The 25,908-nt window shown below is 61.1% G+C and carries 22 protein-coding genes; 16 read left to right on the forward strand and 6 right to left on the reverse strand.

What is annotated here, in order from left to right:
* The first annotated feature begins 40 nt into the window (after positions 1 to 40).
* Complete coding sequence (locus QRX40_RS07215) at positions 41 to 1,438, forward strand: MFS transporter (protein ID WP_156147908.1); 1,398 nt, start codon at positions 41 to 43, stop codon at positions 1,436 to 1,438.
* A gap of 111 nt (positions 1,439 to 1,549) precedes the next feature.
* On the opposite strand, the gene QRX40_RS07220 is transcribed toward QRX40_RS07215, so the two are convergent.
* Positions 1,550 to 1,990, reverse strand: a complete 441-nt coding sequence (locus tag QRX40_RS07220; RefSeq protein ID WP_313837354.1) for a MarR family transcriptional regulator — start codon at positions 1,988 to 1,990, stop codon at positions 1,550 to 1,552.
* Between the two features lie 395 nt (positions 1,991 to 2,385).
* On the opposite strand from QRX40_RS07220, the gene QRX40_RS07225 reads away from it, so the two are divergent.
* From QRX40_RS07225 to QRX40_RS07260, 8 genes are all read left to right on the forward strand, one after another.
* Positions 2,386 to 2,964 (forward strand): haloacid dehalogenase-like hydrolase, encoded by a 579-nt coding sequence (locus QRX40_RS07225; protein ID WP_313837355.1) that lies wholly within the window; start codon positions 2,386 to 2,388, stop codon positions 2,962 to 2,964.
* 174 nt (positions 2,965 to 3,138) lie between these two features.
* Positions 3,139 to 3,798: a winged helix-turn-helix domain-containing protein gene (locus QRX40_RS07230; RefSeq protein WP_396184510.1), complete on the forward strand. Its 660-nt coding sequence runs from the start codon at positions 3,139 to 3,141 to the stop codon at positions 3,796 to 3,798.
* Entirely contained in the window at positions 3,795 to 5,432 is a 1,638-nt protein-coding gene (mtrB, locus tag QRX40_RS07235; protein WP_313837357.1) for an MtrAB system histidine kinase MtrB, read from the forward strand. The genes QRX40_RS07230 and mtrB overlap by 4 nt, the downstream gene beginning before the upstream one ends.
* The gene (locus QRX40_RS07240; protein ID WP_313837358.1) at positions 5,429 to 7,177 is read left to right on the forward strand and encodes an LpqB family beta-propeller domain-containing protein; all 1,749 of its coding nucleotides are present in this window, start codon (positions 5,429 to 5,431) and stop codon (positions 7,175 to 7,177) included. The genes mtrB and QRX40_RS07240 overlap by 4 nt, the downstream gene beginning before the upstream one ends.
* 181 nt (positions 7,178 to 7,358) lie before the next feature.
* Positions 7,359 to 8,333, forward strand: a complete 975-nt coding sequence (locus QRX40_RS07245) for an ABC transporter substrate-binding protein (protein ID WP_045924190.1) — start codon at positions 7,359 to 7,361, stop codon at positions 8,331 to 8,333.
* Positions 8,334 to 8,469: 136 nt separating this feature from the next.
* On the forward strand, positions 8,470 to 10,026 hold the full coding sequence (locus QRX40_RS07250) for a sugar ABC transporter ATP-binding protein (protein ID WP_045924191.1): 1,557 nt from the start codon (positions 8,470 to 8,472) through the stop codon (positions 10,024 to 10,026).
* Positions 10,023 to 11,102: an ABC transporter permease gene (locus QRX40_RS07255; RefSeq protein WP_045924192.1), complete on the forward strand. Its 1,080-nt coding sequence runs from the start codon at positions 10,023 to 10,025 to the stop codon at positions 11,100 to 11,102. The genes QRX40_RS07250 and QRX40_RS07255 overlap by 4 nt, the downstream gene beginning before the upstream one ends.
* Positions 11,099 to 12,106, forward strand: coding sequence for an ABC transporter permease (locus tag QRX40_RS07260; protein ID WP_229132901.1), 1,008 nt, complete (start codon positions 11,099 to 11,101; stop codon positions 12,104 to 12,106). Before QRX40_RS07255 ends, QRX40_RS07260 begins: the two co-directional genes overlap by 4 nt.
* Positions 12,107 to 12,185: 79 nt before the next feature.
* Here the strand turns inward: QRX40_RS07260 and QRX40_RS07265 are convergent, their stop codons facing one another.
* The 5 genes from QRX40_RS07265 to QRX40_RS07285 are packed head-to-tail and all read right to left on the reverse strand — an operon-like array spanning position 12,186 to position 15,324.
* Entirely contained in the window at positions 12,186 to 13,232 is a 1,047-nt protein-coding gene (locus QRX40_RS07265; RefSeq protein ID WP_313837362.1) for a Gfo/Idh/MocA family oxidoreductase, read from the reverse strand.
* Positions 13,198 to 13,689, reverse strand: coding sequence for a very short patch repair endonuclease (locus QRX40_RS07270; RefSeq protein ID WP_313837364.1), 492 nt, complete (start codon positions 13,687 to 13,689; stop codon positions 13,198 to 13,200). Before QRX40_RS07270 ends, QRX40_RS07265 begins: the two co-directional genes overlap by 35 nt.
* A gap of 12 nt (positions 13,690 to 13,701) precedes the next feature.
* Positions 13,702 to 14,241, reverse strand: a complete 540-nt coding sequence (locus tag QRX40_RS07275) for a peptidylprolyl isomerase (RefSeq protein ID WP_045924196.1) — start codon at positions 14,239 to 14,241, stop codon at positions 13,702 to 13,704.
* 28 nt (positions 14,242 to 14,269) lie between these two features.
* Positions 14,270 to 14,626: a YccF domain-containing protein gene (locus QRX40_RS07280; protein ID WP_045924197.1), complete on the reverse strand. Its 357-nt coding sequence runs from the start codon at positions 14,624 to 14,626 to the stop codon at positions 14,270 to 14,272.
* Positions 14,617 to 15,324, reverse strand: a complete 708-nt coding sequence (locus QRX40_RS07285; RefSeq protein ID WP_313837367.1) for a TetR/AcrR family transcriptional regulator — start codon at positions 15,322 to 15,324, stop codon at positions 14,617 to 14,619. The genes QRX40_RS07280 and QRX40_RS07285 overlap by 10 nt, the downstream gene beginning before the upstream one ends.
* Before the next feature lie 207 nt (positions 15,325 to 15,531).
* Between QRX40_RS07285 and QRX40_RS07290 the strand changes: the two genes are divergently transcribed.
* The 7 genes from QRX40_RS07290 (at position 15,532) to tig (ending at position 25,877) form a co-directional block, all read left to right on the forward strand.
* On the forward strand, positions 15,532 to 17,226 hold the full coding sequence (locus QRX40_RS07290) for an MFS transporter (protein WP_313837368.1): 1,695 nt from the start codon (positions 15,532 to 15,534) through the stop codon (positions 17,224 to 17,226).
* An 82-nt stretch (positions 17,227 to 17,308) separates the two neighbouring features.
* On the forward strand, positions 17,309 to 18,988 hold the full coding sequence (locus tag QRX40_RS07295; protein WP_396184504.1) for an NAD+ synthase: 1,680 nt from the start codon (positions 17,309 to 17,311) through the stop codon (positions 18,986 to 18,988).
* A gap of 5 nt (positions 18,989 to 18,993) precedes the next feature.
* On the forward strand, positions 18,994 to 19,230 hold the full coding sequence (locus QRX40_RS07300) for a hypothetical protein (protein ID WP_101432280.1): 237 nt from the start codon (positions 18,994 to 18,996) through the stop codon (positions 19,228 to 19,230).
* Between the two features lie 242 nt (positions 19,231 to 19,472).
* Positions 19,473 to 21,848 (forward strand): formate C-acetyltransferase, encoded by a 2,376-nt coding sequence (pflB, locus tag QRX40_RS07305; protein ID WP_046322815.1) that lies wholly within the window; start codon positions 19,473 to 19,475, stop codon positions 21,846 to 21,848.
* A 98-nt stretch (positions 21,849 to 21,946) separates the two neighbouring features.
* Positions 21,947 to 22,828: a pyruvate formate-lyase-activating protein gene (gene pflA, locus QRX40_RS07310; protein WP_015021700.1), complete on the forward strand. Its 882-nt coding sequence runs from the start codon at positions 21,947 to 21,949 to the stop codon at positions 22,826 to 22,828.
* A 336-nt stretch (positions 22,829 to 23,164) separates the two neighbouring features.
* The gene (locus QRX40_RS07315) at positions 23,165 to 24,451 is read left to right on the forward strand and encodes an HRDC domain-containing protein (protein ID WP_144086026.1); all 1,287 of its coding nucleotides are present in this window, start codon (positions 23,165 to 23,167) and stop codon (positions 24,449 to 24,451) included.
* A 49-nt stretch (positions 24,452 to 24,500) separates the two neighbouring features.
* On the forward strand, positions 24,501 to 25,877 hold the full coding sequence (gene tig, locus QRX40_RS07320; protein ID WP_313837370.1) for a trigger factor: 1,377 nt from the start codon (positions 24,501 to 24,503) through the stop codon (positions 25,875 to 25,877).
* The last annotated feature ends 31 nt before the right edge of the window (positions 25,878 to 25,908 follow it).

Genomic DNA, 25,908 nt, shown 5'->3' on the forward strand with positions numbered 1-25,908 from the left:
ATGGGGCATGCCTGCCTCATGCACGGGCGCGAGGGTGACGATGTCGACAGCGGTCATTGACAATGCAGACATATCCGAACAATCAAAGGGCCTCGGCGTGGCCGAGGACGACCTGGCGGTTCGCGAGATTACCCGGCGAGTAGACAATGCTCGTGAATCGGCTACTTTTTACAAGATCGTGGCCCTGGTGGCCGCGGGAATGCTCATGGACAGCATCGATGTCTATGTGGGCAGCGCAGTAGCCAGTTCAGCACTGAGCACCGGGTGGTCCACGGTCGCCCAGAATTCCCTCTTCCTGTCGGCTGGTTTCCTGGGGCTCCTGGTGGGCTCGCTGCTGGCCGGATTCATCGGAGACCTGCGGGGGCGCAAGACCGCCTATCAGATCAACCTGCTGCTCTTCGGAGGCTTTACCCTGCTGGGCGCTCTGGCCCCGAACATGGCCGTCCTCTCGGTCTGCCGCCTGGGGGCCGGCCTGGGTCTTGGCGCCGAAATCGTCACTGGATTCTCCATGGTCAACGAATTCGCTCCCATCAAGCATCGCGGCCGCTGGAGCGCCATCGTCTCGCTGGTGGCCAACACCGGAGTGCCCCTGGCCATGCTCCTGTGCGCCTGGATCATTCCGCGCTGGTCCTGGCGGCCGCTCTTCGTGGGCATTGGTCTGGCAGCGGCGTTGATCTGGTACCTGCGGCGTGACATCCCTGAGTCCCCTCGATGGCTGGCCCAGCACGGGCGGATAGACGAGGCCACCCAGGTGGTCGAGCTTCTGGAGGCCAACAACGCTCAGGGTAATTCAGGCTCCGGTTCTGCCAGTGGCTCCGCTCTTGTTGGGAAGGATGAAGGCACTCAAGCACCTGCCAAGGCTTCGGGCAGCATTGTCCGCGGCCTGATTGTGGCCACTGTGGCAGTCTCGGCCACCAATGTCTGCTCCTACGCCTTCACCTCCTGGGTGCCTACCATCCTGCTCAAGCGGGGCATCAATCTGAGCGGATCCCTGTGGATCAGCACCCTGATGATGCTGGGTGCCCCCCTGGGCTGCCTGATCGGATCCCTGCTCTTGGACCGGATAGGTCGTAAGCGGATCATCGTCACCGCCTTCCTGCTGACAGCGGTTTTCGGTATGCTCTACGCCGCGCAGACCAGCCAGGTCACGGCCATCCTGGTGGGCATCCTGCTCATGGCCAGCCTCTACGTCCTCATGTCTTCAGTGGTGGCCGTCTATGCGCCCGAGCTCTTCCCGACCACGGTCCGCTTCCGTTGCGTGGGCATTGCCAATGCCGTTGCCAAGCTCTGCAATGTGCTCATGCCCGTGCTGATCGGTGCCATGCTCAGCGTATGGGGGAGCACCTCGATCTTCGTCACCATCAGCCTGGTTGCCCTGGCCTCCATGCTGGTTGTAGGCCTGATGGGCTGGGAGACCTCCGGCCGTTCGGTGGGCTGATACGGTCCGGCATAAGGGCGTAAAAAGCCTGAAAAGCCAGGGGCCTGACACAAACCCAACCGTCCAAGGACGGCGACAGGTTCGGTCGGGTCCCTTTTTCAGTATGAGGGATCAGAGCTGGTTGGCCAGGAGCCGGTTGTAGACGCAGCGCAGCTCGTTCTGCAAGGTCTCAGGGTCGATATCTGGATTCTGTTTGAACAGATCGATCCACCAGTTGTTGACCGATCTGATTCGCTTGCGCGCTATGCTTGCGCCTGACCTGGTCAGAGCGATGATATTGACCCGGTGATCGGCGGGGTTCTGTTCACGGCTGACCAGGCCCAGGGCTTTTAAGGCTTTCAGATCCCGGGCCAACAGACTGGGATCTACGCACAGGTCCCGGGCTATCTGGCGCTGGCTGAGGCCTGGATGGTCATAGAGGTATACGATCAGATCACCCTGGGTGCCTCGTAAGGTGGAGTCGCCTGTATACCGGCTGGCATCGTTGCGTGCATGCCGGTAGATTCCGGCTATACAGCTGCTCAGGTTGTGGTAGTGGCTCTTCTTCAACATCGCTGCTGCCCCCTAGCTGGTAAGGAAGATCGAAGAGTTCTGCGGGCATGGTTAACCCAATGACCGCATGGACCCCTTCTGCGCCGTTCCCCTTCCAGGCCTATTTCCGGCAACTCCCTAGCCTCGGCCCAGCACGGACGACGTATTTTTCATCATATCAATACCGTCGACACCATGGGGATGATCCACAATCAGGACATGGATCAGGCAGGCCATACAGGGCTTTCCTGCCTTTATCCGGCTCCTGGACCGAGGTGAATTGCCTGCTTGTGCGGCCAATTGGAGCTAAGCATCCGACGAGGCAGGGTCGGCCAAGGTCGGGGACTATCACCGTCATTGCTCCACGGTATGCTAAGATGTTCACTTTTTAGCGCTGAGATCTGGAAAGGACTGGCATGCGGGTACTGGACTTCGATGGCACCATCTACGATGGCGAGAGTCTGCTTGACTTCTACCTGTTCACCGCCCGCAAGGATCCGAGGGTGCTTCACTACCTGCCGATTGCCCTCTTCTATGCTGTCCGCTACCGTCTGGGCCGGGTCACACTCGAGCAGCTGGACTCGGCCATGCGCCGGGTGGGCTCGCGCTACCTGCGTCGCCTGACCTCGCGTCCCGGCTTTGACATGGACCGGTTGGTCAACCAATTCTGGGATGCCAACATGCACAAGATCATGGATTGGTACACCCCCCAGGCTGACGATGTGGTGGTGACCGCCTCCTTCGATCTGGTGGCGGGGGAGGCCTGCCGCCGACTGGGCATCACCCGCTGCATCGGCTCCACCCTGGATTTGGAATCCCTGACCGTGGGCTACCTCAACTTCGGGCCTGACAAGCCCCTGCACTTTCAGCGGATCCTGGGCCAGAAGGCGGCCATTGACGCCTTTTACACCGATTCGGCCTTCGATCTGCCCATGATCGATCTAGCGCGGCGGGCCTATATGGTGGAGCATGGCCGGGTCCGTCGCATCAAATAGGTCAACCCTGCCAATTCCTGCCAAGATCCGTCGGCGGGTTCAGCCCCGACCAACCCTGCTATCGTTCTGCTTAGAAGCAAGTGAGCATAATGGCATGCTGAGAACGAGGGAGGGCTTCTTGTGAAAGAGCCGACCACGATACTGATTGTCGACGATGACAGGGATCTGGGCGAGATGTTATCAATAGTGCTGCAGACGAAGTCCTACAGGCCGGTGACCTGTACGGATGGATCCAGGGCAGTGGAGATATTCCCTACGGTGGAACCTGATCTGGTGCTGCTGGACATCATGCTGCCCGGCATGGATGGGATTGGCATCGCCCGGTGGATCAGGTCCAGATCCAATGTCCCCATCATCATGCTGACGGCCAAATCCGACACCAGGAACATCGTCGAGGGTCTGGAGGCTGGAGCCGATGACTATGTGGTCAAACCCTTCAGCACCGATGAACTCCTGGCCAGGATCCATGCACGTCTGCGTCCGGTCTCGGTCCGGGCTGATCAGGAGGGGCAGGAGTCACCGTCCGCCATCCATGGCCTGATAGAGATCAACCGCCAGGAGCACACTGCGGTCAAGCGGGGCAGGCAGCTTTCCTTGACACCCACGGAGTTCGAGCTGCTCTACGTGCTGGCCTCGCATCCCGGGGAGGTGCTCAGCCGGGGAGAGCTGCTGCGGAAGGTCTGGGATTACCAGGATATGGGCGATACCCGTCTGGTCAACGTCCACGTGCAGCGTCTCAGGCAGAAGATCGAAGACGATCCCGAAAATCCCAGAATCATCGAGACTGTTCGGGGCATCGGTTACAAGTATGCGGCTGAGCAGCCAGGATCATGAGCAGTCGCACGAGGCACAGGGTGGTGTCTTCCGCAGTCGGGATGTTCCTGCGCAGGCTCTACAGAGCAGTCAGGAGCTCCCTGCAGATACGAATGGTCCTTCTGGCAACGGTTTCGGCACTCCTGATCGGCGTCGTCTTCATGACAGCCTCCCTGTATTCGGTAAGGACCTCCCTCTTGAACCAGGTTCTGCGACAGGCACAGGCCGACTTTGCCGCTGAGCTGACCAGGGCTCAGGGAGGACTTGACTCCGCAGACATCACCGGTGATGAGGGCAGCTATCAGAAACTGGTGGTCAATATGGCAGCCAACGTTCAGAATGAGGGGGCGCCCAACATGGTTGGGGTCTTCATCTGGCCGGATGACTCCACAGCCCGCAGGTTCGTCCCTGTATCCACTGCCCCGGGAGACAGCGACCTGATCACCCCGGAAATCAGGAATGCCGTCGTCTCAAATGGCAACCACTCATACTCGCAGATGATCAACACGGCCGACAAGGGTCAGTACCCGGTCCCGGGCATCGTCATGGGGTCCATGCTGAGGCCGGCCACTACCGGAGGGATCGAGTTCTATGCCATCTACTCCTTCGCAGACCAGCAGCGCTCCGTGCTCTCCGTGCAGATGGCCCTTCTTGCGGTCAGCGTGGTGACCAGCGTTGTGATGGGGATCATCGTGTTCCTGGCCCTTCACTCAGTCATCCGTCCGGTGACCAAGGTGGCAGGTGCCGCCAAGGGATTGGCCCAAGGGGAGTCGGACGTTCGGGTCACCGAGGACCGGACCGATGAGCTGGGCACCCTGCAGCGTTCCTTCAACGTGATGGCTGATTCCATCAATGAGAAGATCGGTCAGCTGGAGGAGGCCGAAGCCTACCAGCGCAGGTTTGTATCAGACGTCAGCCATGAGCTGCGGACCCCGGTCACCACCATCCGCATGGCCACGGACCTGCTCTTCAAGACTCGGGACGACCTGGATCCCAGCAAGCGCAGGACCGTGGAATTGCTGGACAAGCAGGTGTCGCGCTTCGCCAGCATGCTTGAGGATCTTCTCGAAATATCCAGGTACGAGGCTGGCCAGACATCGCTGAATCCGGACCTGTGCGATGCCTGCGATCTGGTCCGCAACGTGGTCCAGCAGGTCGCCCAGATAGCCAGGACGAAGGGGGTTCCCGTAAAGGCGCTCCTTCCCGACCACAAGGTGATGATCACCGTCGATGCCAGCCGTTGCACTTCGATTCTGCGCAACCTGGTCAACAATGCCATCGATTTCGCCGAGGACGGGCCGGTGCAGCTGCGGCTGGCCGTCTCGGAGCAGGCCGTGGTATTCAGTGTGCGCGACTGGGGAACCGGCATTGCGCCCGAAGACCTGACTCATATATTCGAACGGTTCTGGCGGGCCGATCCGTCGCGGTCTCGGTTGACGGGCGGTACAGGTCTGGGGCTGTCGATCGCCTTGGACAATACCAACCTCATGCATGGCCTGCTCCAGGTGCGCTCGCAGGTTGGGCAGGGGACCTGGTTCCTGCTGACCCTGCCCAGGGATGTCTGTGAGCAACTGGATCAGGGGAGTGCGCCGGTCCGATTCCAGCCTGGCCATGGTCTGGACGTGGAAGGCTTCTTCGAAGAGGCTGCATCATGAGCATTTTCAGACCGTCACGCTGGCCAAGAGCCTTTCGCCCTGTGCGGATGCTGGGGCTGTGTGTGGCCATGGTGGCTGCTCTGGTCGCAGGAGGCTGCGCCAATCCATTCGGGCTGCCGACCTCAGGGTCGGTCCGTCAGCTCAGTCCCATCGAGAATCAGCAGCATCGCGTCTTCTCCTCCCCGGAGGGTCCTGTGGACGGAGCCGTGCCAGAGAGCATTGTCAAGGGCTTCCTGGCGGCTCTGCCAACCGGCATTCAAAGCGATGGCTTTGCTGTCGCCAAGTCCTACATGACCAAGCGGGCCTTTGCGGGATGGGATTTCAATGCATCCGTCTCGATCTATAAGGGTTCCCCTGTCTATGACCGCGTGGATGACGAGGGCAGCGGGAAGAGGACTGCCCTTGACCTGACCACCGAGTGCATTGGCTCCTTGGACGCCCATGGAATATTCTCCGTCACCGAGCAGGACTGCGGCTCAGGGTACAGGACCGAACGGTTTGAGCTCGCTAAAGTGCGCGGCCAATGGCGGATCAGCAAGGCCCCGGCGGGGATAGTGATCTCTTCGGATGATTTCATGCAGGTCTACCGTCAGGTCGTCATCTATCAGTTCCCCTTGGCCAAGGGTGTGCCTGTTCCCGACAACCGCTGGTTCGGCTGGCGAAACTGGAGGACCCTGGCCCTGAAGGAACTGCTGAAGGGCCCTCCGGCCTGGCTGCGGGATTCCGTGACGAACTTCAACACCGCCAAGGTCTCCCTGGCAGTCGATGCGGTGCAGCAGGTCAAGGGACGCATGGAAATCAGGGTCAGCAGCTCCTTCGCCTCCCTGAGCAGCGAAAACAGGGCCATGCTGGTCCATCAAATGCGGATGCTCTTGGGCGACGGCAATGGCGAGTTTGATCTGCGGGTGGTCGATGCGTCAGGGATTGACTACTCCCACGCGGATGACGACCTGACCATAGCTTCAGGGCAGACTTCCAACCGCATCTACAGTCTGGGCAGCAGCGGGGTGGTAGGTTTCAACTCCTCGAACCTGATCAGGGTCGGTCAGCCTCCCGTCTTTCATGAGCCCAGGGGGCTGGTCTTTTCCTCCAATGGCGGTGCGCTGCTGTCTGATCAGGGCCAGGTGACCTGTCTGAAACCCGATGCTTCATCCTGCGGAAAACTGTTTGCCGGCACACCCATTACCGCCATAGCCGGCAGTTTCACCGATGAGGTTTGGGCTGTCAGGCAGAGTGATTCCGCCATCCTGGTCGACGCAGGCAAGCCGGGTGCCTTGGAATTCGCCCTGCCCTGGCTGCATGGGCGGCGTGTGGTCGCCCTGACTGTGGCACCTGAGGGGCAGCGTCTATGCCTGGTGCTCGAAGATGGTTCGCAGGGTATGAACACCCTGGTCATGCTGGGTATTGTCCGAGGCGAGAATCAGCGGCCGAAGGGCTTGAGCGACCAGATCCAGGTCATCGCCCGACATCGGGATATCAGGGCCTTGACCTTCTACAACGACGACACCCTGGTCTACAAGGATGGCGACATGGATGCGGGCGGCCATTCCCAGATCGCCCCTGGTCCGGAGACGATCCAGCATTTGCCGGCCGGAACCACAGGCTTGGCTGCAGGGCAGGTCAATCAGATGCAGAGCCTGATCGCCCTGGACCGTTCGGGCATCGTTCACTGCCTTTCCGGAGCCCTGGAGGGCATGTGGTACATCATTGATTCCCAGGTGGATACGGTTACCAGCGGCAGGTGACAATCACCGGGATGGGTGGGACCGGCTGCGGCTTGGCTGTCGGTGTGGTTGAACTGTTATCGATTTGTTATCACTGCGCCTTGAGCTCGGCAAGAGGAAAAACGATACTGAAAATCGTGGATGTCATCATCGATGATCATAATGCTGTGGCTTCGATGCTGACTACTCAAGGAGGAGAACAATGAATACAGTACTGAAGAAGGCGCTGACCATCGCCACGGCCTCGGCTGCGGTCTTGGCCATGGGAGCTTGCGGCTCTTCCGGATCCAGCTCCAGCAAGGGCGGCGACAAGCAGAAGACCATCGGATTCGTTGCTGTAGGTCCTGAGGGCGGCTTCCGCACGGCCAACGAGAACGATCTGAAGAAGGCCTTCAAGAATGCCGGATTCAACATGATCTATTCGCCGACCCAGAACAACGATCAGCAGAAGCAGATCCAGGCCTTCAACAAGTTCGTCAACGACGAGGTTGATGCCATCGTCCTGTCCTCCACCGAGGACAGCGGATGGGACGAGTCGCTGAAGAAGGCCAAGGAGGCCGAGATCCCGGTCTTCCTGGTCGACCGCAACGTGCAGACCAAGGACGAAAGCCTGGTCGCCTCCCACATCGGACCTTCCAACGAGTGGGCAGGGCAGCAGGCGGCAGAGTTCGTCAACAAGAACTTCCCCGATGGAGCCAATGGCCTGATTCTGGAGGGCCCTGCCGGCCTGTCGGTGGTCAAGGACCGCCAGAAGGGCTGGGATTCCAAGATCGGTGGCAACATCAAGGTTCTGGAGAGCCAGTCGGCCAACTGGTCCACTGACGAGGCCAAGACCGTCACCGCCGGACTGCTGGACAAGTACAAGAGCCAGAATGTCCAGTTCATCTTCTCGCAGAACGATGAAATGGGCCTGGGCGCTGCACAGGCTGTCGATGCCGCAGGTCTTAAGGGCAAGGTCAAGATCATCACCATCGATGGCACCAAGCCTGCTCTGAAGGCCCTGATCGACGGCGATCTGTCGCTGGTGATCGAGTACAACCCGCTCTTCGGCGAAACGACCGCCAAGACCGTCAAGGATTACCTGGACGGCAAGAAGGTCAAGAAGAACATCGTCATTGATTCGAAGGTCTTCACCGCCGACGAGGCCAAGAAGGTCATCGATTCCAGAGCGTACTGATCTATCGCTGATCGCATAGGACGCACAGGACGGCGCACCCGGGAAGGTTGCGGTACGCCGTTTTTCATGGGCGGGAAAGGGTCTTTGGGCCGCGGTACCGCCCCCCGATCAGCATTCAGTTTGATGAGGCAAGACAATGACAAAAGAAGCACCCTTGGTCTCCATGAAGGGAATCAGCATTGAATTCCCTGGTGTCAAGGCGCTCGACAATGTCGATCTGCGTCTGTTCCCCGGTGAGGTCCATGCCCTCATGGGGGAGAACGGCGCAGGCAAATCGACCATGATCAAGGCGCTCACCGGGGTATACAAAATCAACGCGGGAACCATCACCGTCAACGGCCAAAACAGGATTTTCAACGGCACAGCCGATGCGCAGAACGCCGGCATCGCCACGGTCTACCAGGAAGTCAACCTGTGCACCAATCTGAGCGTGGGCGAAAACGTCATGCTCGGGCACGAGGTGAGGGGGCACCTGGGCATCAACTGGCGCAAGACCCATGAGGCGGCCAAAGGCTTTCTGGCCCAGATGGGCCTGACGGATCTGGATCCTCACACGCCGCTCAATGAGATATCCATAGCCATGCAGCAACTGGTGGCCATCGCCAGGGCCATGGTCATCGATGCCAAGGTCCTGATCCTGGATGAGCCGACATCTTCGCTGGATGCCAATGAGGTTCAGGATCTTTTCCGGATCATGCGCAAGGTCAGGGACCGGGGCATCGCCATACTGTTCGTTTCCCACTTCCTGGACCAGGTCTACGAGATCGCCGACAGAATGACCATTCTGCGCAATGGCAAATTCGTCGAGGAGACCATGGTCAAGGACATGCCGCGCGATGTCCTTATTACCAAGATGATCGGCAAGAACGCCGATGAGCTCTCGCTGATCGGCACCAAGTCGAGGAAAGAGACACCCCAAGCCGCAACAGACCGGCCTCTGGCCAGCGTCCGCGGCTTCGGCAGAAAGGGCAGCATCTACCCCTTCGACATGGATCTTTTCAAGGGCAAGATCATGGGACTGGCCGGCCTGCTGGGTTCCGGCAGAACCGAAATCGGCCGCCTGCTCTTCGGCGCAGACAAGCCCGACAAGGGCACCTACACCTTTGATGGGAAGAAGATCTCCATCGACAGCCCGGCCAACGCCCTGAAGAACCGAATCGCCTACTCCACGGAGAACAGAAGGGATGAGGGCATCATCGGCGACCTGACGGTCAGGGAGAACATCATCCTGGCCCTCCAGGCCACCCGGGGCATGTTCAGGCCAATCCCCAGGAAGGAGGCTGACCGGATAGTCGACAAGTACATCAAGGAGCTCAATGTCCGCCCGGCCGATCCCGACAGGCTGATCAAGAACCTTTCAGGAGGAAACCAGCAGAAGGTCCTGCTGGCCAGGTGGCTGGCCACGGATCCTGAGCTGCTGATCCTGGACGAACCGACCAGGGGAATCGACATCGGCGCCAAGGCGGAGATCCAGCAGACGGTGCTGGATCTGGCCGCTCAGGGCATGAGCGTGGTCTTCATCTCCTCTGAGCTTGATGAGGTCGTCCGCCTCTCCGATCAGATAACCGTCCTCAAGGACCGTCACAAGATCGACCTGATGGACAACGATGACACGGTTTCCCAGCAGACCATCGTGGAAGACATAGCCAACACCTCGGTCTCCGGACAATCTCAAGGAAAGGAGGAAAGATGAGCAAGCCCGCCAAGCAGCAATCGGAGGATGAAGGTCCATCCTTCCTGCGCCGCATATTCGGCAATCAGCTGATTTGGAGCGTGGTCGCCTTCCTCGCGCTGATTGTGGTCTGCACCCTAGTGGATCATTCCTTCCTCAGCCTGTCATACAATCCGCGCACAGGCGGCCTGGCAGGACCCCTGATCACCATGATCCAGGAGTCTGCGCGATACCTGATGATCGCCACCGGCATGACCCTGGTCATCTCGACCTCGGGCATCGACCTTTCGGTCGGCTCGCTCATGGCCGTGGCCGGAGCTGCAGCCATGCAGATGCTGATCAACGGGGTGAACGTCTGGATGGCCATTCTGATCTCCCTGGCCGTAGGTCTGGTTCTGGGCTGCATCAACGGCGCCTTGGTCTCCATTCTGGGACTCCAGCCCTTCATCACCACGCTGATCATGATGCTGGCAGGCAGGGGACTGGCCAAGGTCATCACCAATGGGCAGAATGCCGACGCTTCAGGCGTGGCCGGCAGCGGACCGTTGCGCTGGATGGCCAATGGCTTCATTCTGGGAATCCCGGCCAATTTCGTCATAGCAGTGATCATCGTCTGCCTTGTCGGTCTTCTGATGAGGAAGACGGCAGCCGGCATGATGATCGAGTCGGTGGGCATCAACCAGGAAGCCAGCCGAATGACCGGCATCAAGCCCCGTCGGATCCTCTTCCTGGTCTACGCCATCTCCGGTCTGCTGGCCGCTGTGGCAGGGCTGTTCGCGACTGCTTCAGTGATGAGGGTTGACGTGGTCAAGACCGGTCAGGATCTGGAGATGTACGCCATTCTGGCTGTGGTCATTGGAGGCACCTCCCTGCTGGGCGGCAAGTTCTCGCTGCTGGGAAGCGCTTTCGGCGCCGTGATCATTGCGATGATCCGCAAGACCATCATCACCCTGGGCATTGATTCAGCCGCCACGCCAGCCTTCTTCGCCGTGGTGGTCATCATCATCTGCGTCATGCAGGCGCCCAAGGTGCACAACGCGGTCGCTGAGTTCAAACGCAGGCGTGCCATGAGGCAGTCTGCAGAGGTGGTGGCATGATGAAGAAGAGTGCAAGCAGACAAGCAGGTTTCCGGCTGAGCCCCAGGGCCATTCCGACAGTCGCTGCCGTGGTCATCTTCCTGCTCATGCTGATCATGGGCCAGGTGCTCTTCGGCACTTATATCCGGCTGGGATTCATGTCCTCGCTGTTCATGGACCACGCCTATCTGGTGATCCTGGCAGTAGCCATGACCTTCCCCATTCTCACCGGTGGCATCGATCTGAGCGTGGGGGCCATAGTCGCCATCACTGGCGTCGTCGGTGTCAAGCTCATGATCGCCGGCGTGCCGGCGGGGTTGGTCATCGTCATCATGATCGCCATTGGCGCAGTCTTTGGACTGCTGGCCGGCGTGCTCATCGAAGAGTTCAACATGCAGCCCTTCATCGCCACACTGTCCACTATGTTCCTGGCCAGGGGCATAGCCTCCATCATCTCAACTGATTCGCTCAATATGCCGCAGAACAACAACTTCAGCTGGATCGGCGGCGAGGGACTGAAAATCATCGACAACCCGAAGATTTCCAATGATCTTTCGCTGAACTTCGGCGTGGTAGTCGCTCTGGTCGTTGTGGCAGTCAGCTATGTCATCCTCCACAAGACCAGGACGGGCCGTACCATCTACGCCATCGGCGGTTCCCGGTCCTCGGCCGAGCTGATGGGCCTTCCGGTCAAGCGGACGCAGTATGTCATCTACCTGACTTCGGCTGTCCTGGCCTCCATCGCTTCCATCGTCTATGTGGCTGGCATCGGTTCAGCCAAGAACACCATGGGCGTGGGCTGGGAGCTGGACGCTGTAGCTGCGGTCGTCATCGGCGGCACCCTGATCACTGGCGGTTACGGCTACGTGCTGGGTTCTGTCATAGGCGCGCTGGTCCGCTCGATCATCGATCCTCTGACCTCGGACTTCGGCGTTCCTGCTGAGGCCGTCACCATCGTGGTCGGTCTGATGATCCTGGTCTTCGTCATCCTCCAGCGTCTGGTGACCTTCGTGAGAAAGGAATGAAGCAGGGTTTTCCTGGATGATCCGAATAGGGGCTGATGCCGTGGCGATTGCGGCATCAGCCCCCATTCGCATTGCTGGTTCATGATTCGAAGGGGAAGACCAGGCCCCACTGGCGGCGCAGAGAGTCCATGAGCTCCATGATCCGCAGGGTGTCCTTGTGGGGCATCTGGGCGCACTCGGTCTCGCCGTCCAGAATGGCCTGCGCTGCGCTGGACACCTCATACTCATAACCGGTCAGCTGGTCAGGGATGGGGTAGCGCTTCTTCAATTGGTGATCCGCGTCGTACAGGTCGATTGACTCCACGTTGTTGATGTTGGCGCACTGCAGGTAACCCTGGTCTCCCCAGATGCTGCCGGTCCGGTCACTGGCCGAGACCATGGAGCTGGTCGCTGCCCCCATGGATCCATCCTGGTAGAGAATGGTCGTGGAGTTCTGGCTGTCGACGCCCTCCGGGCTGCGGACCCAATCCGTGCAGACCCGCTCAATAGGCTTGGGTCCCATGACCATGTCGATGAAGTTGAGAGGGTAGACACCTACGTCGAGCAGGGCGCCGCCGGCCAGGGCCGGGTCGGTCATTCTGGCCTTGCCCACGGTGACATATCCCAGGTTGGCGGTGACCGTTCTGACGGTGCCGATTTCTCCCGAGGAGACGATGTCGTCGATGATGGAGCGCGAGGGCATGTACCTGGTCCAGATGGCCTCGGTGCAGAGCAGGCCGGTGCTCTCGGATGTTTCGATGACCTGCCTGGCCTGGTCGGCGTTGGCCGTGAAGGACTTCTCGACCAGCACGTTCTTTCCCGCCTTCATGCAGGCGATGGCCTGCTCGGCGTGGAGGCTGTGAGGCGTGGCGATGTAGACCAGATCCACTTGGGGATCGTCCAGGAGCTCTTGGTAGGAACCATAAGAGTGCTCGAATCCATATTGTTTGGCGAAAGCGGCTGCGCGATCCCCATCCCTCGAGGCCACGGCGTATGGGGCAATCAGATGGCTGTACTGCGGGTCCTGGGCCATCATGACCACCGTCTTGGCCAGGGCGTTGGCTATCCGTCCGGCGCCGAGAATGGCGAAGTTGACCCGCATGCCCTTCTGCTCAGCCTCTTGTCCTTTGCCGTTCAATCTGCTCATCCTTGACTCCTTCGTTTGGACGGCCATCTGCTGTGATGGCCTCATATAATGTTTGCAGGGTTTCCTGGGCATGGCGGGCATCCAGCTGGCACTCCCAGACTGTGAAAACCCGCCAACCCATGGCTTTCAGTTTTTCGCCCTGTTCCTGATCCCGCAGACGGTTCCTTGTCAGCTTTGTGGTCCAATATTCCACATTGGATTTGGGAAGGGAGAATTTGGCACACCCCTGATGCATGTGCCAGAAACAGCCATTGACGAATACCATGGCCCTCCACTTGGGCAGAACCACATCGGGATGGCCCGGATACCTCTTGTCGTTCTTGCGGAACCGCAGACCGCGCGAGAAGAGATATGACCGGACCTGGCGTTCTATTGATGTCTCCGTGCCCCTGATTCGGGACATGGTGTAGCTGCGTGTGCCGGGCTGGAATCTGCTGGGTGTCTTTTTCGAAACCATCCCCGGCCCGGCTCAGAGGACTTCGACGCTGTTGATGAAGACCGGCTCAAGGGGACGGTCGCTCGAATCGGTGGCTACGGCGTCCAGCTTGTCGACTACCTTCCGGGAATCCTCATCAGCCACCTGGCCGAAGATGGTGTGATGCCCGTTGAGCCAGGGGGTGGGCACGGTGGTGATGAAGAACTGTGATCCGTTGGTGCCGTGGGTCTTTCCTGTGGCCGGATCCCGGCGCAGCCCTGCATTGGCCATGGCCAGCTTGTAGGGTTCCTCAAAGGTCAGAGAGGGATCGATCTCGTCATCGAACTCGTAGCCTGGGCCGCCCGTGCCCGTGCCCAGCGGGCAGCCACCCTGGATCATGAAGTCCTTGATGATCCGGTGGAAGGTCAGACCGTCATAGAAGGGATCCTGACGCTTCTGGCCCGTCTCGGGGTCGGTCCAGTTTTTGCGGCCTGCGGCCAGGTCCAGGAAGTTGGCTACGGTTTCAGGGGCCTGATCGTCAAAGAGGTCCAGGCGAATATCGCCCTCCGAGGTATGCATGATAACTGTGCTCATGTCACCAATCCTTTCATAAGATGGCGACTCACACTGAGGATCCGAAGGGCATCAGGGCCAGGCGGGCCATCTTGAAGGCCTGCAGACCGAAGGGGATGCCCACCACGGTCAACATGGTGACCAGTCCGGCCACCAGATAGGCCAGGGCCAGCCACCAGCCGCCCAGAATGATCCAGAGCAGATTGGCCAGCCAAGATCCCAGCCCGCCTCCATAGATGACCTGTCGGCCAAAGGGGGTCAAAGTCAGTCTGGCCATCTTGAAGGCCTGCAGACCGAAGGGGATGCCCACCACGGTCAGGCAGAGCAGGATGCCTATCAGGGCCCATGCCAGGGCAATGGCCAGTCCTCCCAGCAGCAGCCAGCAGATGTTGCCGATCAGGCGCATGTGGATCCTTCCGTCAGGGTGGCGGTGACAGCCTTGGCGCAGGCGGTCACCTTCTCGATGATGATAGTCAGTCGTTTCTGCCGCTGCTCGGGCGCAAGCTCCTGGTCCAGGGCATCAATCAGCCGCATGCCGGATTGGACGATCCCTCGCGTCACCTCCACGCCCATGGCCGGATCTGTTGGGCGCAGGGCTGTCCACGCCTGGATCAGCGGCTGGTTGACCTGCCCGTGGAAGTCCAGCAAGGCTTGGATCTGCCGGTCTGTGGACCGATCGTTCCTTGGTGCGGGCTCATGAGGATTCGAGGGGCTGCCGTAGATCAGGGCCTGGCGTAACTGCTCGTCGTGCTGCTCGGCGTAGAGGTTCATCAGCCAGCCGTGTCCGTGTAGCCCTGCCTGTTCAAGATTGGTGCGGGTCCAGACCTCGATCGTCCGGCGCGGGTCCTCAGTCGTGCCCAGAGCCTGGTCCAGGGCACGGCCCCAGTCCGGCAGATGCCGCTCCATGACCATGTCGCAGAGCTGGTCGGCATCGCGGGCGTAGCGGTAGAGGGAGTTGCGGGCCAGATTGGCGCGTCGGGCCACCTCGGCCATGGTCAGCTGGCCGCGTCCGCCGGTGCGCAGGATGGCCTCGGCGGCGGCGATGATCTGGTCCAGGGTTTTGGCACGGTGCTCCTGGAGCGTGGATTCGCGGATCCTGGGCATGGTTCTCCTTGGTCCGGCCTCCTTGGTGCAGCGATTGGGAATCGGGCTGGGCCGGTCTTGGGGCATATGATATGGCCTATTTGCTGAGGAACCAAGCTGTAAGGACTGGTTCAGCGTGCGGCTTGTCCGCGCTGAGTGAACTTGCCAGATATGTTTTTGCGACGTATAGTCGCAAAAAATTCGTAGACCAGGGTGAGGGGAGCTCCGATGACCGGATCGGCAAGTACGGACGTGAAGATGGGCATCCAGAGGAACCGTCAAGAGTCTCAGGAGGCAGCACCGCCCTGGCGTGCCCTCTGGGTGCTGGCCCTGGGTCTGGCCATGATTGTGCTGGATTCGTCCATCGTCAACGTCTCCATCCCCTCCATCATCGCTGCCATCCACATCAACCTGGCTCAGGCCCAGTGGGTGACCGCCCTCTACAGCATCGTCCTGGCGGCCCTGCTCCTGCCTTCTGGTCGACTGGGGGACATTATCGGACGCAAGCGGATCCTGCAGGTGGGCACGGTCATCTTTGTGCTGGGTTCCGTCTTCGCCGCATCGGCCTCCTCCGGCACAATGCTGCTTCTGGCTCGGCTTGTTCAGGGAATCGGCGGTTCCCTGGTCATGCCATCCACCCTGTCTACCGTGTCCGCCACCTTCCGGGGTCGTCACCGGGCTACTGCATTCGGCATCTGGGGGGCCGTCATGTCCTCTGCTGCGGCGGTCGGCCCCTTCCTGGGCGGGGTCTTCACCAGCACCATCGGATGGCGGTGGATTTTCCTGGTCAATCTGCCCCTGGGCCTGATCGTCCTCCTGGCCAGCGCAGTCTTTGTGCCCGAGACCAAGTCAGCGCCCCGGCAGACCGGCGACCGGTGGGGGATGCTTGCCGACTGGAAGGGCATACTCCTTTCGGCCCTGGGGTCGGCTCTGGTGGTCTTTGCGCTGATCGAGGGGCAGACCTACGGCTGGTGGCGCCCCCGCGCCGCACTCGATTTGGGCCCTCTGCACTGGTCCGCATCGGCACCCCTGTCGCCGGTCCCGGTCAGTCTGCTCCTGGGGTTGGCCCTGCTGGCCGCCTTTGCGATGACCGAGCTGGCCAGGGCGCGCAGGGGCAGGATGGTCATCCTGGACGTTTCCATGTTCGCCATCGGCACTTTCGGCTGGGGCAACCTGACGGCCGCCATCGTCAACGCTGGTCAGTTCGCAGTCATGTTCATCCTGCCCCTCTACCTGATCAACGCCAGAGGCCTGAGTCCACTGGGGGCCGGATCCATCCTGGGCGTCATGGCTCTGGGGTCAGTTGTTTCGGGCGGTCTGGCCCGGGTGGTCTCAGCCCGTCTGGGGGCCGGCGGCACGGTGCAGACGGGCCTGCTGATGGAGATCGTCGGCGTGGCCCTGTCCATTCTGCTCATGCGCGGGTCGGTGCCGGTCTGGCCCATGACCCTGACTCTGATCATCTACGGTGCCGGCCTGGGCTTTGCCTCGGCACAGCTGACCAGCCTGGTGCTCTCCGGTGTTCCGGTGGCCCAGTCCGGCCAGGCTTCGGCCACCCAGTCCACCATTCGTCAGTGGGGGACCGCCCTGGGTGCTGCAGTCTCCGGTTCCGCCCTCTCCCTGGCTCTGAGCCTGGTGCTGCCAAGGCATCTGACGGCGCTCAAGGGGATCTCGGCGCAGATGGCCGATGGCCTGGTCAGATCCGTTCAGTCCTCTGCCGGGAATGCCATCGTCGGCCTGCGCGCCCAGGGCACACGGGGTCGGCTGGGAGCCCTGGGTCCTCAGGTGACCAATGCCCTGACCGAGGGATTCACCCAGGGCGCCCAGTGGGCCATGGGCTTTGCAGTCCTGCTGCTTCTCGTGGGACTGGCTGCCTCGGTGCTGGTGCGTCGGGCCGCCCGCAAGGCTGGCGCCGACAAGGTCTGAGGCGTCCGCGATCCTGCTTTTCCCGGGTCCCTCCCCGCACGGAACTGTCTGCCCGCCGGCCGGCCCGGCACGGTTTAGAATCATGGGTATGGGCATACAAGACGAACAGCCGCAGCGGGATGGCGATCTGCTGGTGGCTCTGGCTCAGATCGACACCTGTGTGGGCGATCTTGACGGCAACGCCGACATTATTATGGATTACTCCCATAAGGCAGCTAAGCAGGGGGCGGCCCTGGTGGTCTTTCCCGAGATGAGCCTGACCGGTTACCCGATCGAGGACCTGGCCTTTCGGGCCAGCTTCCGTCGGGCCGCCTGGTCCCGGGCCGACCGTCTGGCCCGGGAGCTGGACGAGCAGGGTCTGGGCCATTTGCATGTGATCGTGGGGACCGTGGGTACCGACGCGGATCAGGACAGGCCCCGCAATCGGCTGGTGGTGCTGCACCAGGGGCGTGTCGAGGCCGGCTATGACAAGCACTTCCTGCCCAACTACGGAGTCTTCGACGAGTACAGGATTTTTACTCCGGGGGACAGAACCGTGGTCCTGGAGGTGCAGGGGCACCGGATAGGGCTGGCCATCTGCGAGGACATCTGGCAGGAGGGCGATCCCATCAGCGACCTGGCTGGCCGGGACATCGACCTCCTGGTGACCATCAATGGCTCCCCCTTTGAAGAGGGCAAGGGGCATGTCCGCTACGAGCTGGCGGCTCGCCGGGCCAAACAGGTCGGTGCGCCTCTGCTCTACCTGAACCAGGTGGGCGGGCAGGACGATCTGGTCTTCGACGGCGGCAGCTTTGTGGTGGACCAGGATGGCACCCTGCTGGAGCGCTCGCCCAGGTTCGTCCAGGATCTGTCCATGTGGACCTTGCCTGCACGAGGGGAGCGCCCAATGCCCAGCAAGTCATGCATGGCCGAAGAGATGCCTGGAGACGAGGAGGTCTATCGGGCCTGCGTGCTGGGGCTACAAGACTATATGGCCAAGAATCACTTCACTGGCGTCTGCCTGGGGCTCTCAGGCGGGATCGACTCGGCCCTGGTGGCCACCATGGCCGCCGATGCCTGCGGGGGGGAGCACGTGCGCGGCATTTCCATGCCCAGCCGCTATTCCTCGGAAGGCTCCCGGGATGATGCCGCCGACCTGGCCCAGCGTCTGGGCGTGCGTTACGTGGTCCAAGCCATAGGCCCGGAATTCAATGCCTTCCAAGGGCAGCTGCATCTGGAAGGGGTGGCTGAAGAGAACCTGCAGGCCCGGATACGCGGCGTCATCGTCATGGCCTACGCCAATGCCGAGGGGCTTCTGGCCCTAGCCACAGGCAACAAGTCCGAGCTGGCCTGCGGTTACTCAACTATTTATGGCGATGCGGTCGGAGGCTACGCGCCCATCAAGGATCTGCTCAAGACCCGGGTCTGGCAGCTGGCCCGCTGGCGCAACGCCCAGGCCCAGGCACGGGGCGAACGTGAGCCCATTCCGGTCAATTCCATCGTCAAGCCGCCTTCGGCCGAGCTGCGCCAAGGGCAGAAGGACTCTGATTCCCTGCCCGACTACAGCCTGCTTGACAAGGTCCTGGAGGCATACATCGAGCATGCGCATGGTCGGGCCGACCTTCTGGCCGACGGCTTCGATCCCGACACGGTCGACACGGTCATGCGGCTGGTGGATCGAGCCGAGTGGAAGCGGCGTCAGTACCCGCTGGGGCCCAAGGTCACCTCCCTGGCCTTCGGCCGGGACCGTCGGCTGCCTGTCACCAACGCCTTCAGGGAATGATCACCATGGGTTCCGAACAAGAGCAAACGGCCTGGTACTTCAACACCGTCACCGGCGAACCCGAACAGGGCAAGCTGTCTCCCCAGGACAGGCGGATGGGCCCCTACCGCAGCAGGCAGGAGGCCCTCGATGCCTGGAAGATCGCCAAGCGCCGGAACAAGGAATGGGATGAAGAAGACCGTCGCTGGCGGCAGGCCTGGGAGGGAGACCCCGGGCAGGGACAGTCATCAGCTGACAGATGAAGCTCCTGCTGGATCGCTCACTAGCGTTAGCGACCAGTCGGCCATGCAGGCAGAACGAATCGGGACTCAGACGGTGTGCCGGGCGAGTTTGCAAGATATGGGCGTGGCGCCCATTGCGAGTCCGCCCTTAGTGTGATATAGCTCACGTCGCGATTCGGTTTCCCGTGGTAGTGCGCACCCTATACTTGAAAGTGACAGTGGTGTGAGGAAGCGCCATTGACCATATCAACAAGGAGTTGACTATGACAGCAGTTGAGACCAACACCGTCTCTCCCGCAGAGCTGCAAGCCAAGGCTTGGAAGGGCTTCAAGGGCGAGGACTGGAAGAAAGACATCGACGTTCGCGACTTCATTCAAAAGAACTACACTCCGTACACCGGTGACGAATCCTTCCTGGCACCGGCCACAGAGAAGACCAAGTTCCTGTGGAACTACCTGGATGACAATTTCCTCGCCGTGGAGCGCAAGCAGCGCGTCTACGACGTGGACACCCACACTCCGGCGGGCATTGACGCCTTCCCGGCCGGATACATCGACGGCAAGCCTGCCGGCGAGACTCAGGATGACGTGATTGTCGGCATACAGACCGACGTGCCCTGCAAGCGTGCGATGATGCCCTACGGCGGCTGGCGCATGGTTGAGCAGGCCCTCAAGGAGGCCGGCAAGGAGCCCGACCCCGAGGTCAAGAAGATCTTCACCCGGTATCGCAAGACCCACAACGATGGCGTCTTCGACGTTTACACCAAGAGGATCAAGCTGGCCCGCCACAACAAGATTCTGACCGGTCTGCCCGATGCTTACGGCCGTGGCCGCATCATTGGCGACTACCGTCGTGTGGCCCTCTACGGCATTGACGAGCTGATTGCCCGCAAGAAGGCCGACAAGGATTCGATTCCTTACCGCAACGACTTCACCGAGGAAGAGATCGAGCACTGGATCCGCTTCCGCGAGGAGCACGCCGAGCAGATCAAGGCTCTCAAGCAGCTGCTGAACCTGGGCAAGGAGTACGGCCTGGATCTGAGCCGTCCTGCCATGAACGCCAAGGAAGCTGTCCAGTGGACCTACATGGCCTACCTGGCCTCGGTCAAGAGCCAGGACGGCGCCGCCATGTCCATCGGCCGTCTGTCCGCATTCTTCGACGTCTACTTCGAGCGTGATCTGGCCGCTGGCCTGATCGACGAGACCGATGCCCAGGAGATCATCGACAACATCGTGATGAAGCTGCGCATCGTGCGCTTCCTGCGGACCAAGGACTACGACAACATCTTCTCGGGCGACCCCTACTGGGCCACCTGGTCCGACGCTGGCTTCGGCGATGACGGCAGGCCCATGGTCACCAAGACCTCCTTCCGTCTGCTGGCAACCCTGACCCTGGAGCACCTTGGACCCGGCCCCGAGCCCAACATCACCATCTTCTGGGATCCGAAGCTGCCTGAGGGCTACAAGCGCTTCTGCGCCCGTATCTCCATCGACACCTCCGCCATCCAGTACGAGTCCGACAAGGACATTCGCGCCCACTGGGGCGATGACGCTGCCATCGCCTGCTGCGTGTCCCCCATGAGGGTCGGCAAGCAGATGCAGTTCTTCGGCGCTCGCGTCAACTCCGCCAAGGCCCTGCTCTACGCCATGAACGGCGGCCGTGACGAGATGACCGGCATGCAGGTCATCGACAAGGACGTGATCAAGCCTGTCACCCCCAAGGAAGACGGTTCTCTGGACTTCCAAGAGGTCAAGGACAATTACGAGAAGGCCCTGGAGTGGCTGAGCGAGACCTATGTCGAGGCCCTGAACATCATCCACTACATGCACGATAAGTACGACTACGAGTCCATTGAGATGGCCCTGCACGACAAGGAGGTCTACCGCACCCTGGGTTGCGGCATGTCCGGCCTGTCCATCGCCGCTGACTCCCTGTCGGCTATCAAGTACGCCAAGGTCTACCCGATCTACAACAAGGATGCCAAGGGCACTCCTGAGTATGTCGAGGGCGCTGACGACGACCTGATCGTCAACTACAAGACCGTCGGCGAGTTCCCGATCTACGGCAACGACGACGATCGCGCCGACGACCTGGCCAAGTGGACTGTCTCCACCGTTATGGGCCAGATCAAGCGCCTGCCTGTCTACCGTGGCGCTGTGCCGACCCAGTCCATCCTGACCATTACTTCCAACGTGGAGTATGGCAAGAACACCGGGTCCTTCCCCTCCGGCCACAAGAAGGGCACCCCGTACGCTCCCGGCGCCAACCCCGAGAACGGCATGGATTCGCACGGCATGCTGCCCTCCATGTTCTCCGTGGGCAAGATCGACTACGACGACGCCCTGGACGGCATCTCGCTGACCAACACGATCACCCCTGACGGCCTGGGCCGCGACGAGGATGAGCGCATCAACAACCTGGTGGGCATCCTGGACGCCGGCAACGGCCACGGGCTCTACCACGCCAACATCAACGTCCTGCGCAAGGAGCAGCTGGAGGATGCCGTCGAGCACCCCGAGAAGTACCCGCACCTGACCGTGCGCGTCTCGGGCTACGCCGTCAACTTCGTCAAGCTGACCCGCGAGCAGCAGCTCGACGTGATCTCCCGCACCTTCCACCAGGGCGCGGTGACCGACTGATCGCCCTTGTGCGATAGTCAACCGTTGATGAGACGGTGAATCATGGGGCGGGGCGCACCAAGGCCCCGCCCCCTTTTCGTCTTTTTCAGGAGGATCCAATGACGGAGACCACCACCTTCCATACCACACAGCCGCACATGCTCAAGGAATCCAAGGTCTACCAGAGCCAGACCCTGATGGGCGGCCTTTCGGGGTTCGAATCGCCCATTGGACTGGACCGGCACGACCGTATGAATGCCCTGCGCACGGGCGACATCGGATTTGTTCACTCCTGGGACATCAATACCTCAGTGGACGGGCCGGGCACAAGGATGACCGTCTTCATGAGCGGATGCCCCCTGCGCTGCCAGTACTGCCAGAATCCTGACACCTGGAAGATGCGCGATGGCCAGCCCGTATACCTACAGGCCATGATCGATAAGGTGGCCCGTTACCAGGACCTCTTCAAGAGCACGGGCGGAGGAATCACCTTCAGCGGCGGCGAGTCCATGATGCAGGCAGCCTTTGTCTCACGCGTCTTTCGCGCTGCCAAGGAGATGGGCGTCCACACCTGCCTGGACACCTCGGGCTTCCTCAATCGCAACTACACCGATGCCATGATTGACGATATCGACCTGTGTCTGCTGGACGTCAAATCCGGCGACGAGGCCACCTACAAGAAGGTGACCGGCGGCACGTTGGCCCCCACAATCGAATTCGGCAAGCGTCTGGCTGCCCGTGGCAGCAAGATTTGGGTTCGCTTCGTGCTGGTGCCGGGGCTGACCGACTCCGAGGAGAACGTCGAGAACGTCGCGCGGGTGTGCGAACAGTTCAAGGATGCCATCGAGCACATTGATGTGCTTCCCTTCCATCAGCTTGGACGGCCCAAGTGGCATGAGCTTCGCATCCCCTACCCGCTGGAGGACGCCAAAGGCCCTTCGGCGGCCCTGAAGGATCGGGTCAAGAAGCAGCTTGAGGCCCACGGCTTCGTGGTCTACTGAGCCGCAGAACCCACTGTGGTTCCCGGGCGGTCCTAGGACAAACCCGAATAATCAACTTGTGACTCCTCACGGCAGATGCCGTGGGGAGTTTTGTTTGCTTGGGCGCAGGCCAGCCAGCCAATCAGCGAATGACCGACTTCATGGTTGGAAGAGCCAATGGGTGGCGGATCCAATGGATGACCGACACTGTAAATCGATAAATCGCTGACCAGTCATGCTCGGTAAACGATTGTCAGCGGGTTGAGGCCATGGACTATGCTTTCAGGCGAGTGTTTTCCGGGCCTGGTCGGCCCGGTGGCGTTATGGAAGACAAACTAAAAAAGAGGTTGAGCGCAGGTGACCACGGATCCTAAGACGCAGCTGCTTTCAGAGCCCGCCCAGGGTGTACCGTCGGTCATCGACGATATGGCCGGATACCGCCGGGCATGTCGGCTGCTGTCCCAGGGGAGTGGTGCGCTGGCCGCGGACGCTGAACGCGCATCAGGCTTCCGCTATGGCCACGACGACTACCTGGTCCAGTTCAAGCGCCAGGGGGCGGGGATATTCCTGCTGGACCCACCGGCTCTGACGCAGGCGGGCTGCGACTGGTCGGAATTCAATAAGGCCGTTGATGGTGCCCAGTGGATCATTCATGACTCCCCCCAGGATCTGCCAGGCTTCTACGCACTGGGCATGAGGCCCTCATCGCTCTTCGACTCCGAGCTGGCGGCCAGGATGCTTAATCTCGGTCATTACGGCCTGTCTGCAGTGACCGCACACTATCTGGGGCTGACCCTGGCCAAGGAGCACTCCGCCGCAGACTGGTCCTACCGCCCACTGCCGCGTGATTGGCGCAATTACGCCGCCTTGGATGTGGAGCTGCTGGATCAGGTGCGATCGTGCGAGCTGGAGGATCTGCGCCGTCACGGCAAGGATGAGTGGGCCAGGCAGGAATTCACCTGGCTGCTGGAGCAGGGCAAAATCCCCAAGCCGGAGCCCGAGCAGCCCTGGCGGCATATTTCGCATATCAATGCCCTGCACAATGACCGTCGAGGCCTTGCTGTGGCCCGTTCGCTGTGGACCACCCGAGACCAGCTGGCCCGGCGCAACGACATCGCTCCGACGCTGCTCCTGCCCGACAAGGCCATCATCGAGGCCGGCAGGCTCAAGCCCCGCAACAACGCCCAGTTCCGAGCCATCCGATCCTTGAATGAACGGGTCAGAATCCACACCGGCGGTGAGCAGGACCGCATGTTCGAGCGCTATGCTCCCATCCAGCGCCGGGTCAGACCCTCAGTCTGGAAACAGGCCATTTTGGATGCGTTGCATCTGCCCACCGAAGAGCTGCCTGTGCCTCCCAAGCCGCGGTGTGAGGAGACCAATGCCCCTAAGTCCATGCAGGTCTGGCGGCACCGCCACCCGGAACGATATGCCAGGCTGGAGGCAGCGCGCAAGGCGGTGACAGAGGTGGGACGCCAGACCAACACCCCCGACGAGATTCTGATCAAGCCCCGCTACCTGCGCAACCTCTGCTGGACCGATCAACCGGAGAAGCGGGATGTGGCCGACTTCCTGCGTCAGGAGGGCGCCCGTCCCTGGCAGGTTTCGCTCCTGTCAGAGTCCCTGACTCGCGCTATTATGTAACGGTTGCCTTACTGGCAGATCAAACGGTTTGGATGAATTGGAGCGCAGCGTGAAAATCAGCGTCAGAAACCTCGAGCCCACCAAGGTCAGGCTCACCATCACCGTCGATCCCGATGAGCTGAACCCCTACCTGGATCAGGCCCGTAAGGAGATCGGCAAGCAGGTAACCATTCCCGGCTTCCGCAAGGGCCATGTGCCCGGACCCATCATCGATCAGCGTGTGGGCTTTGCCAGCGTGGCGGGCGAGGCCGTCAACGCCGGCGTGCCCGAGCTCTACTCCAAGGCCCTGGAGGAGAAGCAGCTGCACGCCATGGCCCAGCCGCAGATCGATGTCAAGGACATGCCTTCCTCGGCCAAGGACGACACCAAGCTCAAGTTCACCGCTGAGGTGGAGATTCGTCCCAAGTTCGAGCTGCCCGACATCGAGGGCATGGAGATTGAGGTCCCCAAGCCTGCCGTCACCGACGAGGACGTGGACAAGCGTCTGGACAACCTGCGTCAGCGCTTCGGCACCCTGGTCAGCGTGGATCGTCCCGCCTCCAAGGGCGACTATGCCAACATCGACCTGGATGCCGTCATCGACGGCGAGTCCGTGGACTCCCAGCAGGGGGTCAGCTACGAGCTGGGCTCCAACACCATGCTGGACGGCCTGGATGAGGCCCTGGACGGGTTGTCCGCCGGGGAGGAGACCACCTTCGAGGGCACCCTGGAGGCCGGCGAGCACCAGGGCGAGAAGGCCCAGATCAAGGTCAAGGTCAACTCGGTCAAGGCCGAAGAGCTGCCCGACCTGGACGACGAGTTCGCCAAGGAGGCTTCGGAGTTCGAGACCCTGAAGGAGCTGCGCGAGGACGTGCGCAAGCAGTGCCAGGTGGATGCCGAGGGTCGGCAGGCCACTGACGCACGCGACGCCTTCATCGCCAAGCTCCAGGAAGGCCTGGACATCCCGGTGCCCAAGGGCATCAAGCAGTCCATGGTGACCGATCAGCTCAAGAACACCGGCAAGGATCCCGACAAGGCCAGCAAGGATGAGAAGTCCGAGGCCGAGGAGAGCGTGGAGAAGGAGCTGCGCGACCAGATGACCCTGGACGCCCTGGCTGAGAAGCTGGGCATCACGGTCAGCCAGGCCGATGTGACCAACTTCCTGGCTTCCATCGCTCAGCAGTACGGCATGGATCCCAGCGCCTTCATTAACGGCATCGTCCGCAACGGCCAGCTGGGTTCGGCCGTGCAGGAGGTCGGCCGTTCCAAGGGCATGCTGGCCGGCATGCGGGCTGTTACCTTCAAGGATCCCGATGGCCAGGAGGTGGATCTGAGCCGTTTCCTGGGCGAGGATGAGCCCGAGGCCCAGGAGGAGCAGGACGAGAGCGTCCAGGCTGCCTCCGCCGCGGCTGAAGTGGCTGACCAGCTCTCCCAGGATCAGGAGTAGCTTTCAAAGCAGCGAACAGGGCCGCACCCAG

The sequence above is a fragment of the Bifidobacterium sp. H6bp9 genome (assembly GCF_032193695.1).
In the GTDB taxonomy this organism is placed as follows: Bacteria; Actinomycetota; Actinomycetes; order Actinomycetales; family Bifidobacteriaceae; genus Bombiscardovia; species Bombiscardovia kimbladii.